Source organism: Streptomyces sp. NPDC002476, from assembly GCF_042889785.1.
GTDB lineage: Bacteria > Actinomycetota > Actinomycetes > Streptomycetales > Streptomycetaceae > Streptomyces.
The window spans coordinates 66,101-82,193 of sequence record NZ_JBIARH010000024.1; the positions used below are offsets into that span (position 1 = coordinate 66,101).

General features: G+C 70.9%; 16 protein-coding genes. 5 read left to right on the forward strand and 11 right to left on the reverse strand.

The window, feature by feature from the left end; all coding sequences use genetic code 11:
- The first annotated feature begins 96 nt into the window (after window positions 1-96).
- Entirely contained in the window at window positions 97-231 is a 135-nt protein-coding gene (locus tag ACFYXM_RS24910) for a hypothetical protein (RefSeq protein WP_351519641.1), read from the forward strand.
- 53 nt (window positions 232-284) lie between these two features.
- On the opposite strand, the gene ACFYXM_RS24915 is transcribed toward ACFYXM_RS24910, so the two are convergent.
- Window positions 285-962 (reverse strand): UbiX family flavin prenyltransferase, encoded by a 678-nt coding sequence (locus ACFYXM_RS24915; protein WP_389292544.1) that lies wholly within the window; start codon window positions 960-962, stop codon window positions 285-287.
- A gap of 141 nt (window positions 963-1,103) precedes the next feature.
- Here ACFYXM_RS24915 and ACFYXM_RS24920 point away from each other — a divergent pair, with 141 nt between their 5' ends.
- Window positions 1,104-1,775, forward strand: coding sequence for a rhomboid family intramembrane serine protease (locus tag ACFYXM_RS24920; RefSeq protein WP_389292455.1), 672 nt, complete (start codon window positions 1,104-1,106; stop codon window positions 1,773-1,775).
- A gap of 201 nt (window positions 1,776-1,976) precedes the next feature.
- On the opposite strand, the gene mqnP is transcribed toward ACFYXM_RS24920, so the two are convergent.
- From mqnP to ACFYXM_RS24940, 4 genes are all read right to left on the reverse strand, one after another.
- Window positions 1,977-2,897, reverse strand: a complete 921-nt coding sequence (gene mqnP, locus ACFYXM_RS24925) for a menaquinone biosynthesis prenyltransferase MqnP (RefSeq protein WP_389292457.1) — start codon at window positions 2,895-2,897, stop codon at window positions 1,977-1,979.
- On the reverse strand, window positions 2,894-4,351 hold the full coding sequence (locus ACFYXM_RS24930; RefSeq protein ID WP_389292459.1) for a menaquinone biosynthesis decarboxylase: 1,458 nt from the start codon (window positions 4,349-4,351) through the stop codon (window positions 2,894-2,896). The genes mqnP and ACFYXM_RS24930 overlap by 4 nt, the downstream gene beginning before the upstream one ends.
- A 149-nt stretch (window positions 4,352-4,500) precedes the next feature.
- Complete coding sequence (locus ACFYXM_RS24935) at window positions 4,501-4,902, reverse strand: DNA-binding protein (RefSeq protein WP_389292461.1); 402 nt, start codon at window positions 4,900-4,902, stop codon at window positions 4,501-4,503.
- A complete protein-coding gene (locus ACFYXM_RS24940; protein ID WP_389292463.1) occupies window positions 4,899-5,147 on the reverse strand; it encodes a hypothetical protein in 249 nt (82 codons plus the stop codon). The genes ACFYXM_RS24935 and ACFYXM_RS24940 overlap by 4 nt, the downstream gene beginning before the upstream one ends.
- A 160-nt stretch (window positions 5,148-5,307) precedes the next feature.
- On the opposite strand from ACFYXM_RS24940, the gene ACFYXM_RS24945 reads away from it, so the two are divergent.
- The 3 genes from ACFYXM_RS24945 (at window position 5,308) to ACFYXM_RS24955 (ending at window position 9,728) form a co-directional block, all read left to right on the forward strand.
- The gene (locus ACFYXM_RS24945) at window positions 5,308-5,712 is read left to right on the forward strand and encodes a PLD nuclease N-terminal domain-containing protein (protein WP_389292465.1); all 405 of its coding nucleotides are present in this window, start codon (window positions 5,308-5,310) and stop codon (window positions 5,710-5,712) included.
- Between the two features lie 265 nt (window positions 5,713-5,977).
- Entirely contained in the window at window positions 5,978-8,164 is a 2,187-nt protein-coding gene (locus tag ACFYXM_RS24950) for a hypothetical protein (protein WP_389292467.1), read from the forward strand.
- Complete coding sequence (locus ACFYXM_RS24955) at window positions 8,157-9,728, forward strand: ABC transporter substrate-binding protein (protein WP_389292468.1); 1,572 nt, start codon at window positions 8,157-8,159, stop codon at window positions 9,726-9,728. The genes ACFYXM_RS24950 and ACFYXM_RS24955 overlap by 8 nt, the downstream gene beginning before the upstream one ends.
- An 85-nt stretch (window positions 9,729-9,813) precedes the next feature.
- On the opposite strand, the gene ACFYXM_RS24960 is transcribed toward ACFYXM_RS24955, so the two are convergent.
- From ACFYXM_RS24960 to ACFYXM_RS24985, 6 genes are all read right to left on the reverse strand, one after another.
- Window positions 9,814-10,338, reverse strand: coding sequence for an SRPBCC domain-containing protein (locus ACFYXM_RS24960; protein WP_389292470.1), 525 nt, complete (start codon window positions 10,336-10,338; stop codon window positions 9,814-9,816).
- 124 nt (window positions 10,339-10,462) lie between these two features.
- Complete coding sequence (gene ccsB / locus ACFYXM_RS24965; RefSeq protein WP_389292471.1) at window positions 10,463-11,569, reverse strand: c-type cytochrome biogenesis protein CcsB; 1,107 nt, start codon at window positions 11,567-11,569, stop codon at window positions 10,463-10,465.
- Window positions 11,566-13,365, reverse strand: a complete 1,800-nt coding sequence (locus tag ACFYXM_RS24970) for a cytochrome c biogenesis protein ResB (RefSeq protein WP_389292473.1) — start codon at window positions 13,363-13,365, stop codon at window positions 11,566-11,568. Before ACFYXM_RS24970 ends, ccsB begins: the two co-directional genes overlap by 4 nt.
- A 6-nt stretch (window positions 13,366-13,371) precedes the next feature.
- The gene (locus ACFYXM_RS24975) at window positions 13,372-14,136 is read right to left on the reverse strand and encodes a cytochrome c biogenesis CcdA family protein (protein WP_389292475.1); all 765 of its coding nucleotides are present in this window, start codon (window positions 14,134-14,136) and stop codon (window positions 13,372-13,374) included.
- 4 nt (window positions 14,137-14,140) lie between these two features.
- Complete coding sequence (locus ACFYXM_RS24980) at window positions 14,141-14,752, reverse strand: TlpA family protein disulfide reductase (RefSeq protein ID WP_389292477.1); 612 nt, start codon at window positions 14,750-14,752, stop codon at window positions 14,141-14,143.
- Window positions 14,753-14,819: 67 nt separating this feature from the next.
- A complete protein-coding gene (locus ACFYXM_RS24985; RefSeq protein ID WP_389292479.1) occupies window positions 14,820-16,061 on the reverse strand; it encodes a hypothetical protein in 1,242 nt (413 codons plus the stop codon).
- Window positions 16,062-16,093: the final 32 nt, after the last annotated feature.

A 16,093-nucleotide genomic window follows, 5' to 3' on the forward strand; every position in this document is an offset into this window, starting at 1 on the left:
GTTTACGTGTAGAATCTAAGGCATGCAGGCTTCATCGCCTGCAAAAGTTCCCGTACATCCAAAAAATGCTTTCGAATCTTCAGGAGTGAGAACACCGTGTACTCGATCGAGATGGCCTACGCCCGTATGCGCGAGCTGCAGGACCTGGCCAACCGCTCGCGTGCCCACCAGCCCGCCGCCGCGCGTCGCATCGACCGCGCCCGTATCGCGCGCGCCCCGAAGAAGCGCTGACCACGGGCCCGACGGCCCCGTACTCGCACTCGCCGGACTCCGCGGGCCAGGTCCTACACGCCGCGGGAGCCACCACCGAGTTCTCCCTCCCACCGGCGGTACAGGTCGTGCGGCACCCCCGCCGCGTCCAGTACCCGCCCCGCGACGAAGTCCACCAGATGCTGGATGTGCGTCGCCCCCGCGTAGAAGCCCGGAGAGGCGGGCAGCACCACGGCGCCCGCCTCGTCCAGGCTCACCAGGTGCTTCAGCGTCTGCCCGTTCAACGGGGTCTCCCGCACGGCGACGACCAGCTTGCGCCGCTCCTTGAGCGTCACGCTCGCGGCCCGCTGGAGCAGATCCTTCGACAGCCCGAGCGCCACCCCGGCCACGCACGCCGTCGAGGCCGGCACGATGAGCATCCCCTTCGCCGGGTACGACCCCGAGGACGGCCCCGCGCCGAGATCACCGGCCGCCCAGTGCCGTACCCGCTCGATCTCCGCCCCGCCCACGTCGAAGGTGTGCGGCTTCCCGTCCGCCCCGCGCGCCAGCCAGGTCCGCAGATCCTCGCGCCAGTGCGCGTCGCGGAACGCGATCCCGGTCTCGTCCAGCAGCGTCAGCCGCGACGCCCGGCTCACCACCAGATCCACGCTCTCGCCCGCGGCCAGCAGACCGCGCAGCACGGCGGCGGCGAAAGGAGTGCCCGAAGCGCCGGAAACCCCCACGATCCAAGGCTGTCGCCGCTGCTGACTCACTGAAATCCCGGATTCCACGCCCCCGAGCCTATCCGGCCGCACGGCGCAGGAACCGAGCGAGGGGCGTCGGGCGTTCTGACTGACGGAAGACGGTTGAAGGACGGACCGAATCGGCGACGACACCGGACGCGGGGGACCACGATGACCGCATGGCCGAATCGCAGCGCCGGCCCGGGCCGGGCGCAGGCGCCGGCGTGGGGCCGGGCCGACCGGGCGAAGGCCGCGGCCAAGCTGATGCTGGGGTGGGTGGCGTTCCTCTGGGTGCTCGAAGTCGTCGACGTGTCGACGGGCCACGCGCTGGACACGTACGGGATCGAGCCACGCCACCCCGCCGAACTGCTGGACATCGTGCCCGCGGCCTTCATCCACTTCGGCTTCGGCCACGTCGCGTCCAACAGCGTGCCGCTGCTGGTCTTCGGCTTCCTGGCCGCGCTGGGCGGCATCCGCCGCTTCGCGGCCGTCGCCGCGCTGATCATCGTGGTGGACGGCCTCGGCGTCTGGCTGCTCTCCCCCGCCCACTCCAACACGGCGGGCGCCTCCGGACTCGTCTTCGGCCTCTTCGGCTATCTGCTGGTCCGCGGCTTCGTCGACCGCAGACCGCTCGACATCGGGATCGGCCTGCTGGTCGGCGCGATATGGGGCTCGTCGATCCTGCTGGGGATATCCCCCGCCAACACCTCGGTCAGCTGGCAGGGGCACCTGTTCGGGCTGGCGGCGGGCGTCGCGGCGGCGTTCGTGTTCCGCCGCCGCGCCGGCCGCACCGCCCGTACCGGCCGCGGGGACGACGCGACGGCCACCCCGTTCCTGCCCTGACCGGACCCCCGACCGAGGGCCCTGACCGGGGGCGTGCCCGCGCGTCCGGGTCAGTGGCGCGAGGAGGGCCGTGACGCGCGCCGAGGCCCGATCGGGCCTCGGCGGCGGGAAGCACGGACGTGTCGGTCCTCGGCGCACCGGCCAAGAAGGGCGGCCCGGCGCTCCGCTCCCAGCCGTGGCCCGACCCGCTCGGCGCCCCGCCTACACCGTCAGGCCGCGCACCACCAGGTCCAGCAGGGCGCACACGAACAGCGCTATCCCGATGAAGCCGTTGACGGAGAAGAACGCCCGGTTCAGCCGGGACAGGTCGTGCGGACGCACCACCCGGTGCTCGTACACGAAGGCGACGGCGACGACCGCCATGCCGATCCAGTACAGCACCCCCGCCTCGGTGGCCAGGCCGAACCAGACCAGCAGCACCGTCGTCACCACGTGGGAGACCCGCGCCCCCCACAGCGCCGCCGGGATCCCGAACCGGGCCGGCACCGACCGCACCCCGTGCGCCCGGTCCGCCTGCACGTCCTGGCACGCGAAGATCAGGTCGAAACCGCCGATCCAGATCCCGACCGCGAGACCGAGGATCAGCGCCTCCCACGACCAGCTGCCCGTCACCGCGAGCCAGGCACCGACCGGGCCCATGGCCTGCGCGATGCCGAGGATGGCGTGCGGGTAGGTGGTGAACCGCTTGCCGTACGGGTACACCACCATCGGCACGACCGCGACCGGCGCCAGCGCCAGGCAGAGCGGGTTCAGCAGGGCGGCTGCGCCCAGGAAGACCACGACGGCGACGAGCGCCCCCGTCCACGCCGAGCGCACGGACACCGCGCCGGTGACCAGTTCCCGGTTCGCGGTGCGCGGATTGCGGGCGTCGATCTCCCGGTCGATGATCCGGTTGCAGGCCATGGCGAACGTCCGCAGCCCCACCATCGCGACGGTGACGAGCAGCAGCTCCACCCAGTGGACCGACTTGTCGGCCCGGAACATCGCGGTCAGCGCGGCGATGTACGCGAAGGGCAGCGCGAAGACCGAGTGCTCGATCATCACGAGCCGCAGGAACGCCTTGACCTTGCCGTTGTTCGGCCGTACGGGCTCCGAGCCCAGTGCTGCGTCGGCGGCGCTCACAGTCCGTATTCCTTCCACCGGCGGTCGACCTTCGCCGCCGTCCCGGGGTCCGACTCGACCATCTCCGGCCAGCCCCCGTCCCGCGTGTACCCCTCCTCGGGCCACTTGCGGGTCGCGTCGATGCCCGCCTTGCCACCCCAGAACTGCTGGTAGGAGGCGTGGTCGAGGTGGTCGACCGGCCCCTCGGTGACGGTCAGGTCGCGCGCGTAGTCCGTGTTGCCGAGCGCCCGCCACGCCACCTCGTGCAGATCGTGGACGTCGCAGTCGGAATCCACGACCACGATCAGCTTGGTCAGCGACATCATGTGCGCCCCCCAGATGGCACTCATCACCTTCTGGGCGTGCTTCGGGTACTTCTTGTCGATCGAGACGATCGCGCAGTTGTGGAACCCGCCGGCCTCGGGCAGGTGGTAGTCCACGATGTCCGGCACGATGATCTTGAGGAGCGGCAGGAAGAACCGCTCGGTGGCCCGTCCCAGCGGCCCGTCCTCGGTCGGCGGGCGGCCCACCACGATCGACTGGAGCAGCGGACGCCGTCGCATGGTCACGCAGTCGATGGTCAGCGCGGGGAACGGCTCCTGCGGGGTGTAGAAGCCGGTGTGGTCGCCGAACGGACCCTCGGGCAGCATCTTCCCGGGCTCCAGCCAGCCCTCCAGGACGACCTCCGCCTGCGCCGGGACCTGGAGCGGCACGGTCTTGCAGTCGACCATCTCGATCCGCTTGCCCTGGAGGAACCCGGCGAACAGGTACTCGTCGATGTCCCCCGGCAGCGGGGCGGTGGAGGCGTACGTCACCGCGGGCGGCGCCCCGAACGCGATCGCGACCGGCAGCCGCTCCCCGCGCCGGGCGGCGACCTGGTAGTGGTTGCGGCTGTCCTTGTGGATCTGCCAGTGCATCCCGATGGTGCGCCGGTCGTGCCGCTGGAGCCGGTAGAGGCCCAGGTTCCGTACGCCGCTCTCCGGGTCCTTGGTGTGGGTGAGCCCCAGGTTGAAGAAGGAGCCGCCGTCCCCGGGCCAGGTGAAGAGCGCGGGCAGCCGGTCCAGGTCCACGTCGTCGCCGGTCAGCACCACGTCCTGGACGGGGGCGTTCTCCGTCTTCACCTTCTTCGGCGGCACGTGCACCACCGAGCCGAGCTTCCCGAACGCCTCGCGCACCCCGACGAAGCCGTGCGGCAGCTCCGGCTTGAGCAGCCCGCCGATCTTGTCCCCGATGTCCGCGTACGACTTCAGCCCGAGCGCCTTGAGCAGTCGCCGGTCGGTCCCGAAGACGTTCATGGCCAGGGGCATCGAGGACCCCTTGACGTTCTCGAAGAGCAGGGCCGGACCGCCCGCCTTGTTCACCCGGTCGACGATCTCGCCGACCTCCAGGTAGGGGTCGACCTCGGCCTTGATGCGCTTGAGGTCGCCCTCGCGCTCCAACGCCCGGAGCAGGGAACGAAGATCGTCATAAGCCATGCCGTCCAGTTTGTCATCACTGCCGCCGACCACCGGGGGTGGCCCGGTCCCGGCGGGCGGCGCCGGCGGTCCGGCGCCGGGCGCGTGACGGCCCGGCGGGCACCGTGTCGGGACGGCCCGGGTGTCCCCGCGAGCGGGATGCCTACACGTCAAAGGCCGATGACACGAACGCGGTCACCGCAGAGTTCGAGCATGTCGTCGACGTCCGATGTCAGCAACGCGACAGGCTTCGGCAGGCGCAGCGCGACTTCGGCCACAGTGGCGCCGATGGCGTACTTGTGACAGTGCGGACCGGCCGCCTTGAGGAGTTCGGCCGCGGCCTTGGCGGCTTGTTCCGTCACCGGTTCCACCTTGACCCGCGACAGCACCCAGTTGAGGCGAGGGATGTTCACGCGGGCATGACCGACCTCCACGACGGTGTTCGCCCCGATGACAAGATCGGCCCCGATACCGTGGAACACCTTCAGCATCGCGAGAAGCTTGCGATCCTGCGCGATCCAGGCCGAGAGCCCCTGCGAGTCCAGGACGACAGTCTCGACGTGCTCGTTCACCCGGCGTCCGGGTGCCTGGCACCGCCAGCGGCACCGAAGATCTTCGCCCGGGCCTCCGCGAGTTCCTTCTCGGTGAAGCTGCCCTGCTCCTCCTCGTGACGCGACAGGTAGTCGCCCAGGAGCTGGTGTCTGATCTGACGAGCCACCGCCTCTGCCACATAGCCGGACACGTTGTCCGTGAGCTTGCGGAGCTCCGCCACCTGGTCGCTGGGCAGCGTGACAGTGATACGCGTCGTAGAAGACATACGGGATGCATACCGCGATATGCATCCCTCGGCCGGGCTGCGCGTCCGCGGCCACCCCACCCCGCCCGGCTCCACGCCGAGCTGTCGGCGGCACCGGTTACCCTGGGCCCACACCGGGGCGGACAAGCCCCGCCAACTCTCCTCAGGGGGACCTTCCATCATGTTCCGGGCCTTGATGTATCTCCTGCCTCTGGCTCTGACGATCTACGCGTTCATCGACTGCCTGAACACTCCCGAGGACGAGGCCAAGCATCTGCCGAAGATCGCCTGGGTCTTCATCATCCTGCTGTTCTGGATCGTGGGCCCGATCGTGTGGCTGGCCGCGGGCAAGATGCGTCACGCGCCCGCCGGGGGCCGCACGCCGTCCGAATGGCACCGCAACCACCGCACGCAGTGGGTCGCCCCGGACGACAATCCGGAGTTCCTGAAGACGCTGCGCGAGGAGAACAAGAAGGACGAGTCGCTCCTCAAGGACTGGGAGGCGGATCTGCGCCGCCGCGAGGAGGAGCTGAAGCGCCGCGAGAACGAGACCGGGCCCGAGGGTTCGACGCCGCCCGCGTCCTGACCGCGCAGGGACCGCCGCCCGCGGTCCGACTGACCATGACGGCCACCGTGTGCCACCCGGCACGCGGTGGCCGTCGCCGTTCCGTCCGCCAGGGCCCCAGGGCCCATGCCCGGCTGCTTCGCGTGCCCGGCTGCTTCACGCGCCGATCACTTCGTACACCGGATTCGCCGATCCTTCGAAAATCCTCTCCTCACCCCAACAGCCTCCCGATACCCTGTTGTTGACGGTGTGACAGATCGGAGTGGGCGGCGGCGCTGGGGGTGCTGTGGACAGAGATCTGTACGGACGTGAGGCGATCCTCGGCGCCGACGGACTCGCCGCGCGCCTGACCGGTCTCGCCCCGTACGGCTCCGCCCGGGTCGCCTACGAGCACCGCGACGATCCGCCGGTCGCCGTGCTCACCGGCGGGCGCGGCATGGGCAAGACGGCCGTGCTGAAGCAGTTGCGCAGGCTGTACCGGGAGGTCACCCCGGTCGCCCTGGTCGACTGCGAGGCGGTCGTGCCGCCCGCGGACCCGGGGCCGGGCTGGACCCCGGTCACCGGTGCGCTGCCGGAGCTCGCCGCCCAGTTGACGGCGCGGGTGCGGGCCGCGCGGCCGGTGCCTTTTCCCCGGCTGAGCCTGGGTCTGGTGGCGGTCGCCTCGATCTCCTGGACGCGGGAGGACGAGACGCGGGCGCAGCGGGACCTCCAGGCGCTGGGCCCGGTGCTGGCGACCGTCGACACCCGGGGCGACGCGGCGACGGGCTGGGTGACCAAGGTGCTGACGAAGCTGGCCGCCGGCGCCTTCGACGCGGTGGCCCCGCTGGCCGGACTGGTCGCGGAGGCCACGGTCGAGACGGTGCTGGAGGAGTCGTTCGGCCGGTTCCAGCGGCGCACCGCGGACTGGTACGGGAGCTATCCGCACGCGGGCGGCAACGGCCGGATCGGGCTGCGGCAGCTGGCGGTCGACTTCGAACGCGGCGGTGATCTGCGCCGCCGGGCCGAGGACCATCTGGTGCTGGCGCTGGTCACGGATCTGGTCCGGGCGTACGAGGGCCTGGCACGCGGGGCCAGGCGGGGGCGTCCGGTGCTGCTGCTGGACAACGCGCACACGGAACTGGGCCGCCGGCTGGTCGAGCCGCTGCTGCGGCGACGGGCCGCCGGGGTGCGGGACCGGATCGCCGTGTTCGCCACCTCCCGGACCCACGACCACGAGGGGCTGACCCACGCGACGCACAGGCGGCTGCCCGAGGTGGCGCACGGTTCGCACTGGGCGCGCGGTTCGGAGGTGACCTCGGGGATCCTGGCCGTGGAGCTGACGGCGCTGGCCCCGGCGGACGTGCAGACGGTGTTCGACCGGCAGGATCCGGCGGGCCGCGCCCCGGCCGGGCTGGCGCGCGGGGTGCACCGGCTGACGGGCGGGCGCCCGCTGGGCGTGGCGCTGCTGGCGCAGGCGACGGGCGAGGCGCTGGCGCGGGCGGCGGGGACCGGCCCGGGGCGGCCGGACCGGGCCGCGGGGGCGGACCTGGTGCCGGGGGCGCTGCTGGACCACTCCGTGGAACTGCGCGAGGACCGGCCCCCGGTGCGGGTGGCGGACGAACTGCTGGCGCGGCTGGTGCCCGGACAGCAGCTCGGCATGCTGTGCGTGCTGGCCGCCGCGCACGGCGAGGAGTCGGCGCGGCTGCTGGCCACGGCCCGGCTGCGCGACCGGTCGCTGGAGGGCGACGTGGCGTTGCGGGTGCGTGACGCGCTGCGGGCGCAGGGCTGGCCGGTCGGTCCCGAGTTCTTCGTCGCCGATCCGCTGCTGCGGGCGCTGCTGCTGCACCGGCTGCGCTTCCAGGACGACGACCATCCGTACTACGCGGTCTGGCGCGCGGTGCACGAGACGCTGCGTACGGCCTACGCGCCCGGGGGCCGGATGCCGAGCGTCCGGCACCGGCTGCACCAGGAGCTGGTGCTGGGCAGGTCCAGGGACTGCGTGACGCATCTGCGGGAGCGGTTCGCCGACGCGGAGGTGACGGACTGGCTCGACTCGCTGCGGTTCATCGCCTCGGCGCCGTATCCGCGGGCGCCCGGCCGTCCGGGGCCCGACCCGCGGCGGGCGGTGGCCCTCGGCCGCGAGGCGACCGACGCGCTGCCGGACGGCGAGACGGGGCTCGGGGGGCTGGGCGAGCGGGCCGTGGAGATCCAGTTGCGGCTGCGCAGGCTGCTGCACGCGGTGTGGCTGCTGTCCGATCCGCTGGTCCTGCCGGACGACGAGGTGGTCGAGAAGATGGCGCACGAACTGCGGCAGCTGTCCGGCGTCCATCCGTCGGGCAACAGCGTGCTGTGGGACGCGGCGACGCACTGGCCTCGGGACATCAGGGCCTGGCGGCCGTTGTCCATGCCGCCGGGGGCGACGGGCGGAGCGGGCGGCACGACGGGCACGGGCACGAGCGGCACGCGACGCGGGGAGGGTGGCTCGGATGCGTAATCCACTGCGATACCGCCTCTGGTACACGGCACGGCAGAAGGTCGTCACCTCGGTGGTGGCGGGCGCCCTGGTCGTCACGTCGGGCTGGTACGGCATCGGCCGGCTCACCGCCCCCGAGAACCGCGCCTGCGTGCCGGGCGTCGAGCGTCCGCCGGGCAGCGACGAGTGCGTGGGGGTCTCCGGTGACGGCTACGACTTCGGGCGGCCGAAGCTCACCGAGGTCGCCAGGGCCATCGCCCGGGAGAACGCCACGCTGAAGCCCGGCCGGTACGCGACGGTCGCCCTGCTGCTGCCGCTCACGTCGAAGGACGAGGCGATGCAGAGGAAGATGCAGCGCGAGCTGCAGGGCGCGTTCGCCGCCCAGTACCGGGCCAACCATCTGTCGAACGGCCAGGTGCCCGGGATCCGGCTGGTGCTCGCCAACACCGGGAGCAACAACCTGCTGTGGCGGCCGGCGGTGGAGCGGCTGAAGGCGATGACCGGGGCGCCGGACCACCTGCGCGCGGTGTCGGGGGTGGCGACCAGCAGTGCCCAGGTCAGGAACGCGGTCGAGGAGCTGACCGCCGCGCACATCGCGGTCGTCGGCACCACGATCACCGCGGACGACATTGCCAACGGTCCGGGCGGCGACCCGTTCCCGGGCCTGGCGCGGGTCTCGCCGACCAACCGCGACGAGGCGCGGGCGCTGGCGCACTTCGGGCAGGTGAAGGCCGACAAGGCGCTGCTGGTGCAGGACACCCGGACCGGGGACCACTACACGGACACGCTGCGGGCGGCGTTCACCTCGCTGGTGAAGGGCACCCGTTACGAACCGCAGCTGTTCACCTCGCGCAGCGACCCGAACGACGAGGGCACCACGGCCAACACGTTCCAGCAGATCACGCACCTGATCTGCGACACGGACGCGGACACGGTGTTCTTCGCCGGACGCCACACCCAGCTGCGGCAGTTCGTCAACGCGCTCGGGTCCCGGGGCTGCCAGCGGCGCCCGTTCACGATCCTGACCGGCGACGAGGGCTCGTACCTCGGCAGCGACGAGAAGCTCGACCGGGGCGCGCTGCGCCGCGGGGTGACGGTGCGCTACGCGTCCCTGGCGCATCCGGACACCTGGACGGCCATGGAGCAGGGAGGAAAGGGGAAGTCGCTCACGGGCGGCTCCCCGGCGGACTACCGGAGCTTCCTGGACCTGCTGGCCGCGGTGGGGCGCGCGCCCGTGGGCCCGATCGGGCCGACCGGGCACCAGGACCTGACGGACGGGCAGGTCATCATCGCGTACGACGCGCTGACGCTGGCGGTGCGCGGCATCCGGCAGGCGACCCCGGACGGCAAGCTGCTGCCCGCGCCCGCGGACGTGGGCGAGCAGTGGCCGCGGGTGAAGGGGTCGCTGCGGGTGCCGGGGGCCAGTGGCTGGATCTGCCTGGACAATCACGGGAACCCGTACAACAAGGCGGTGCCGGTGGTGGAGCTGGCGCCGGAGGACGCCCGTCAGCGGTTCGTGGCGATCGCCTGGCCGGAACGGACGCCTCCGGGCCCGAGCTGTCTGCCGCCGTCCTCGGGGCCGTGAGGCCGTACGCCGCGTCGGGCCCCGCACGGCGCGGCCCCGCCGCCGACGCCCGCCTCACGTCCCGACCCCGCCGCCGACGCCCGCCTCACGTCCCGGCCGCGTACTCCTCGCGCAGCCCCGCCCAGCGCACCGGCGTCCATCTCGACCAGTCGGCGGGGCAGCCGTCCAGCGCGTCCACGAGGTAGCGGAAGTGGTCGTGCCAGCCGGCGAGGCAGTCCAGGCGCAGTGCGTCGTCGCCCCGGACCTCGTTGGTGAAACGCAGCAGCACATGGTCGCCGCGCGGCGGTTCCAGGTGGAAGCGGACGCGGCCGTGCGGTCCTTCGAGGGTGTACTCGGCGACCCGCTCGACGTCCCAGGCGGTGACCGTGCCCGAGGCGACGGCGGCGTTCCCGTCGGGGCCGGTGTTCAGCCAGCGCAGCGTGATCGCCCCGCCGACGCGTGGTTCGAACGTGTCGGCGGCGGCCAGCCAGCCGGGCAGCCCCTCGGCGCTGGCGACGGCCGTCCACACCTCGGGGACGGGATGGGGCAGCCGCAGCAGGAAATGCAGGACGTGCAGGTCGCCGTGGGTCTCGCTGGTGCCGTGCTCGATGACGGGGGTCGCATCGGTCATGCATCCAGCGTGGCCCGAGGGTGCGCGATCCGCACCCGTGCACGGACGAGGACCGGCCCCCGTCGTCCCCGCACGGAGGGGAACGACGGGGGCCGGTCCTCGGGCCACCCGCGGGGGGCGGTCGTCAGACGCCCGCGTAGGAGTGCTTGCCGTTGACGAAGATGTTCACGCCGTAGTAGTTGAACAGCCAGCAGCCGAAGGCGAGGAGTGCCAGGTAGGCGGCCTTGCGGCCCTTCCATCCGGCCGTGGCGCGGGCGTGCAGGTAGCTGGCGTACGCGACCCAGGTGATGAAGGACCAGACCTCCTTGGGGTCCCAGCCCCAGTAGCGGCCCCACGCGTCACCGGCCCAGATGGCGCCCGCGATGATCGTGAACGTCCACAGCGGGAACACCGCGGCGTTGATGCGGTACGAGAACTTGTCGAGCGAACCGGCGGCCGGCAGCCGGGAGAGCACGGACCGGGCGAAGGCTCCCGGCTTCCCGCCGGCCGCCAGCTTGGCCTCGTAGCTGTCGCGGAAGAGGTAGAGCAGGGTGGCGACCGCGCCGATGTAGAAGACGGCGCCGCAGAGGATGGCGGTGGAGACGTGGATCCACAGCCAGTACGAGTCCAGCGCGGGCACCAGCTGGTCGCTGGCCGTGTAGAGCAGCGTGGTCGCGACGCCGAGGTCCAGCAGGACGGTGGTGACCAGGAGCAGCCCCATCCAGCGGACGTTCTTCCCCAGCGCGAGGAGGACCAGGTACGTGCCGACCGCCACCGTGGAGAAGGTGATGGAGAACTCGTACATGTTGCCCCAGGGGGCGCGCTGCACGGACAGCGCGCGGGCGACGACGCCACCCGCCTGGACGAGGAAGGCGACCAAGGTCAGGGAGATCGCGACGCGCCCGTACAGGTCGCCCTTGAACGTGCCGCCGGCCGCGCCGGGGCCGTCCGGGACGTCCCGGGAGCCCGCGGCGGCGCGCGTGACGATCTTCGGGCGGTCGAGCACGGCGGTGCCGCCGCCCTGCTGGGCGTGGGCGACCCGCACCGGCGCTGCGGCACCCGCACCGGCGCCCTCGGCCCCGGCCTGCGCCCCGGTCAGGGCGGCGGCGGTGCGGCCGACCTTGCTGCGGCTCCCGAACACCCATTCCGCGATGTGCGCGAAGAAGGCCAGGGTGTAGACGGCCATCGACGAATAGATCAGCACATTGCTGATGTTCGCCAGGCTCTCGTTGGTTGCGGCGGCGAGATTCACTTCTCAGCCCCTTCGGCAGGTTCTTCGGAGGATTCTTCAACGGAGTCGGGGCCCGGCCCGCCGGGCCGCCCCTCGTCCGTGTCCGGGTCGGGCGCGTCGCCGTCGGAGCCGGTGGGCGCCGGGTCGGGCGCGGAGGGCGCCCGGTCGTGGAGCGTGAGGGCGAGATCGGCCAGTTCCTCGGGGAGCCTGGCGGACTCGCTGCGGCCGAGGCCGGCCATCTCGACGACGGTGACGCCGTCGGCGCCGCGCACGGCCCGCACCCAGACCCGTCGCCGCTGGATGAACAGCGAGGCGGCGAGCCCGGCGATCGCGGCGGCCGAACCGCCGAGGGCCCAGCCGCTGGCGGGCTGCTCGGAGATCTGGAAGCTGGCCCACTCCTCGACGCCCTCGAAGGTGATCGAGGCCTTGCCGTCGGGCAGCTTCATCGTTTCGCCGACCAAGAGGCGCTGCTTGAGGTCGCCGCCCTCGCCGTCCTTGAACGGCTGCATCTCCTTCTTGTCCAGCTGGTACACGTTCTGCGCCAGCCCGGAGTCGGGTCCGAGGTAGCCGTGGTAGGCGTTGAGCGCGAGCACGGGCATGTCCGCGGCCGGGAACTGGGAGAACATCGTGCCCTTGCCGTCACCCGCGAAGGTCGGCACGAAGAATGCCTGGAAGCCCAGCTGGGTCTTCTTGCCGCTCTTGTCCCGGTAGCCGTCCAGCACCTTGATCGCGCCGGTCGAGGTGATGTTGTTGTCCCTCGGCAGCAGCGGCACGGCGTTCCGGTAGACCTCCTTGCCGGAGGCGTCCTTGACGGAGACGACGGGTGCGTAGCCGTGCGCGTTCAGATAGACCTTGGTGCCGTCGACGACGAGCGGCTCATTGACCTCGATGACCTTCTTCTGCGGCTTGCCGTACGCGCCCTTCTCGTACGTCACACGGGCCTCGAAGGTCCGTGCCGTGCCCTTCTGCGGGCCGCTGCGCTCGTACGTGCCGACGAAGTCGTCGAGCTTGAAGCTGAACGGGACGAGCCCGTCGTAGTCGAACAACGACCCGGACTTGAAGTCGTCGTACTGGGTCAGCGTGTTGGAGAAGCCGTCGCCCTCGACGATCAGCTTGGCGCCCTCGGACTTGAAGAGCTGGCCGTAGCCGAACGCCACCAGCATCACGATCAGGGAGACGTGGAAGAGCAGGTTCCCTGCCTCGCGCAGGTACCCCTTCTCGGCGGCGACCGCGTCCCCCACCGTGTGGGCCCGGAAGCGGCGCCCGCGCAGCGTGGCGAGCGCGGCCTCGCGGACCTGCTCGGGCTCGGCCTCGGTGCGCCAGGTGGTGTACGCGGGCAGCCGGGTCAGGCGCTTGGGGGCGCCCGGCGGACGGCTGCGCAGCTGGCCGATGAACTGGCCGGTGCGCGGCACGATGCAGCCGATGAGCGAGATGAACAGCAGGATGTAGATCGCGGAGAACCACACCGAGCTGTAGACGTCGAAGAACTGGAGCTTCTCGTAGATCGGCGTGAGGGTGGTGTGGGCCTCCTTGAAGGTCTGCACCTTCATCTCGTCCACGCTGTTCTGCGGGATCAGCGAGCCGGGGATGGCGCCGAGCGACAGCAGGAAGAGCAGGATCAGCGCGACCCGCATGGAGGTGAGCTGGCGCCAGAACCAGCGGACCCAGCCGATGACGCCCATGGCCGGCAGAGCGGCCTCGCTCTCCTCCCGGGGCGCGGTGGAGAGCTGGGAGCCGGCCGCGCCGAGTTCGGGGGCGCTCTCGTCGCGCCCCTTCTCCTCGTGCTCGCCGCTCGCGTTGGTCGTGGTCTTGCTCATGGAACCTCAGATCCCCACCGTGAAGCCGTCGGACCAGCCCTGCATCACCTGCATCAGGTCGGCCCACAGACCGGTCAGCAGGAGCAGACCGGTCACGATCATCATCGCGCCGCCGATCCGCATGACCCATGCGTAGTGGCGCTTGACCCAGCCGAACGCGCCGAGCGCCTTGCGGAAGGCGACCGCAGCGAGCACGAAGGGCACGCCCAGCCCCACGCAGTACGCGACGGTCAGGAGCGCCCCGCGTCCTGCGGTGCCCTGTTCCATCGCGAGGATGCTCACCGAGCTGAGCGTGGGCCCGAGACAGGGCGTCCAGCCGATCCCGAAGAGGGCGCCCAGCAGGGGCGCCCCGGCCAGTCCGCTCACCGGCCGTTTGTGGATGCGGAACTCGCGCTGGGTCATCCAGGGCATCAGCCCCATGAAGAAGATCCCCATCAGGATCATCAGCACGCCGAGGACCTTGGAGAGGACCTCGCTGTGCTCCTGGAGGGTCTGGCCGAAGAAGCCGAAGAGCGCGCCGCCGGAGACGAACACGGCGGTGAAGCCGAGCACGAACAGCGAGGCGCCCGCGACCATGCGGCCCCGTCTGGCCTGAGCCAGGTCGGTGCCGCTGATGCCGGTGACGTACGAGAGATAGCCGGGCACGAGGGGCAGGACGCACGGCGAGAAGAACGAGACGAGCCCGCCGAGCACCGCGATGGGCAGGGCGACGATCAGCGCCCCGCTCGTCACGGTCTCGTTCTGCGCCGGAAGCGCGGCGAGGGTGAGCACGGAATCACTTCTCCGCGATCAGCGGGTCGATCATCTTGTGCAGCCTCTCGGCATCGAGCCCGACCAGGGAGCGGGCGGCGATCTTCCCCTCCCGGTCCAGGACCACGGTCGACGGGATGGCCTGCGGGCGCAACGTACCCTTGGGGAAACGAAGCATGAGCTTGCCGGTCGGGTCGAAGAAGCTCGGGTACGGGACGCCGTAGTCCTTCTCGAAGCTCAGCGCGGGACCCTTCTGCGCGTCCCGCGTGTTGATCCCGACGAACTCGACGCCCTTGTCCTTCGTCTCCTTCGCCACCTGCGCGAAGTACTTGGCCTCCCCTCGGCAGGGACCGCACCAGGAACCCCAGATGTTCAGCACGACGACCTTGCCCTTGAAATCGGCGACGTCGAGCTGCTTGCCGTCGAGGGTCTCCCCGTCGAGCTTCGGGGCGGGCTTGCGGTCGCCCTTGGCGACAGTGGAGATCCCGCCGCTGCCCGAGACGAAGTTCGTGCTGCCCCCACCGCCGACCTTTTCGTCGTTCCCTCCGCACGCGGTCAGCGTGAGCGCGAGTGCGACGGCCGCCGCGGGGGCGGCGAGCAGGGTGAAGCGGCGTCGAGGTGCCCGGGCATAGGTCATGTGAAAAGTTTCGCATGGCGGTTCCGGCGATCTCGGGCACCCCCCTCAGTGCCCGTAACGCCCGTTGTCAGACTTGTTTAAAGAAGGCGTTCCAGCCGCCTTCGGGCGCCTGCCCGACACCCAGCGTGCGGAGCTTGTCGAGCACGGCCGGGGTCTGTACGTCGAGCCAGTCGGCGAACTGCTTGAAGGAGACCAGCCGCACATCCGGCTTGTCGGCGATCTTCTTGAGCGTTTCCTCGACCGCGTCCATGTAGATGCCGCCGTTCCACTCCTCGAAGTGGTTGCCGATGTAGAACGGGGCGCGATTCGTCGTATACGCGCGGTCGAATCCGGCGAGATACGCCCCGGTGGCCTGCTTGCGCCACCCTGGATAACGTGACGGCATTCCCTTGGTCGAATTGTGCGACTGGTTGGCGAGGATGTTGTAGTCCATCGAGAGGACCTCGAAGCTGTGCCCGGGGAAGGGCATGGCCTGGAGCGGCAGGTCCCAGACGCCCTGTCGCTTCTGCGGCCACACCTGCGTCCCGCCCGGAGAACTGGCGTCGTAGCGCCAGCCCAGCTTCTTGGCCGTGGGCAGCAGGTTGTCCTGGCCGAGCAGACAGGGGGTGCGGGCGCCGACCAGTTCCTTGCGGTAATCGAAGGGCAGCGGATCGAGATCGGTCCAGCCGGTATTGGTGCGCCATTGGGTGACGAAGGAGATCGCCTGGTCGATTTCGCTCTGCCACTGGGCGGGGCTCCAGTTGGCGACCGATCCGGAACCGGCGCAGAAATGCCCGTTGAAATGGGTGCCGATCTCGTGTCCGTCGAACCACGCCTGACGGACGTACTTGATCGTCTCCTTGACGTGATCATCGGTCAGATAACCGATGTCGGAGGCGCCGACCGAGTTGTTGGGCGGCCGGTACATGGATTTCTTCGACTCGGGCAGCAGATAGAGACCGGAGAGGAAGAAGGTCATCGCCGCGTCATGGTTCTTGGCAAGTTCCAGAAAACGCGGGAAGAGACCGTTGCCGACCTCGCCCGCCCCGTCCCAGGAGAAGATCACGAACTGCGGCGGCGTCTGACCGGGTTCGAGCGGGACGGGCGCCGGGGGCTGGTGCGGCTGCTTGCCGGTGTCCGCGGTGGAACCGTCCCCGATCAGCCGGACGTCCTTCTTCGCGGGACCGGTCCCGCGACCGCGCCCGTCGCTGCCCTTCCCCTCCGTAGCCCCGGCCTGCTCCGTCCCGGAGGTACTGCATCCCGCCAAACCGATGGCGGCCGCGGCCCCAAGTCCGGCTCCGAGCAAACCCCTTCGGCTGATCTCGCGCATGCGTTCCCCATCATCTGCGGTCGTTTTGCCTC

Coding starts and splice junctions, on each gene's coding strand:
- ACFYXM_RS24955 (WP_389292468.1), top strand. CDS start 8,157: ATGCGTAATCCACTGCGATACCGCCTCTGGTACACGGCACGGCAGAAG.
- ACFYXM_RS24980 (WP_389292477.1), bottom strand. CDS start 14,752: ATGACCTATGCCCGGGCACCTCGACGCCGCTTCACCCTGCTCGCCGCC.
- ACFYXM_RS24920 (WP_389292455.1), top strand. CDS start 1,104: ATGACCGCATGGCCGAATCGCAGCGCCGGCCCGGGCCGGGCGCAGGCG.
- ACFYXM_RS24970 (WP_389292473.1), bottom strand. CDS start 13,365: ATGAGCAAGACCACGACCAACGCGAGCGGCGAGCACGAGGAGAAGGGG.
- ACFYXM_RS24960 (WP_389292470.1), bottom strand. CDS start 10,338: ATGACCGATGCGACCCCCGTCATCGAGCACGGCACCAGCGAGACCCAC.
- ACFYXM_RS24985 (WP_389292479.1), bottom strand. CDS start 16,061: ATGCGCGAGATCAGCCGAAGGGGTTTGCTCGGAGCCGGACTTGGGGCC.
- ACFYXM_RS24940 (WP_389292463.1), bottom strand. CDS start 5,147: ATGTCTTCTACGACGCGTATCACTGTCACGCTGCCCAGCGACCAGGTG.
- ACFYXM_RS24945 (WP_389292465.1), top strand. CDS start 5,308: ATGTTCCGGGCCTTGATGTATCTCCTGCCTCTGGCTCTGACGATCTAC.
- ACFYXM_RS24930 (WP_389292459.1), bottom strand. CDS start 4,351: ATGGCTTATGACGATCTTCGTTCCCTGCTCCGGGCGTTGGAGCGCGAG.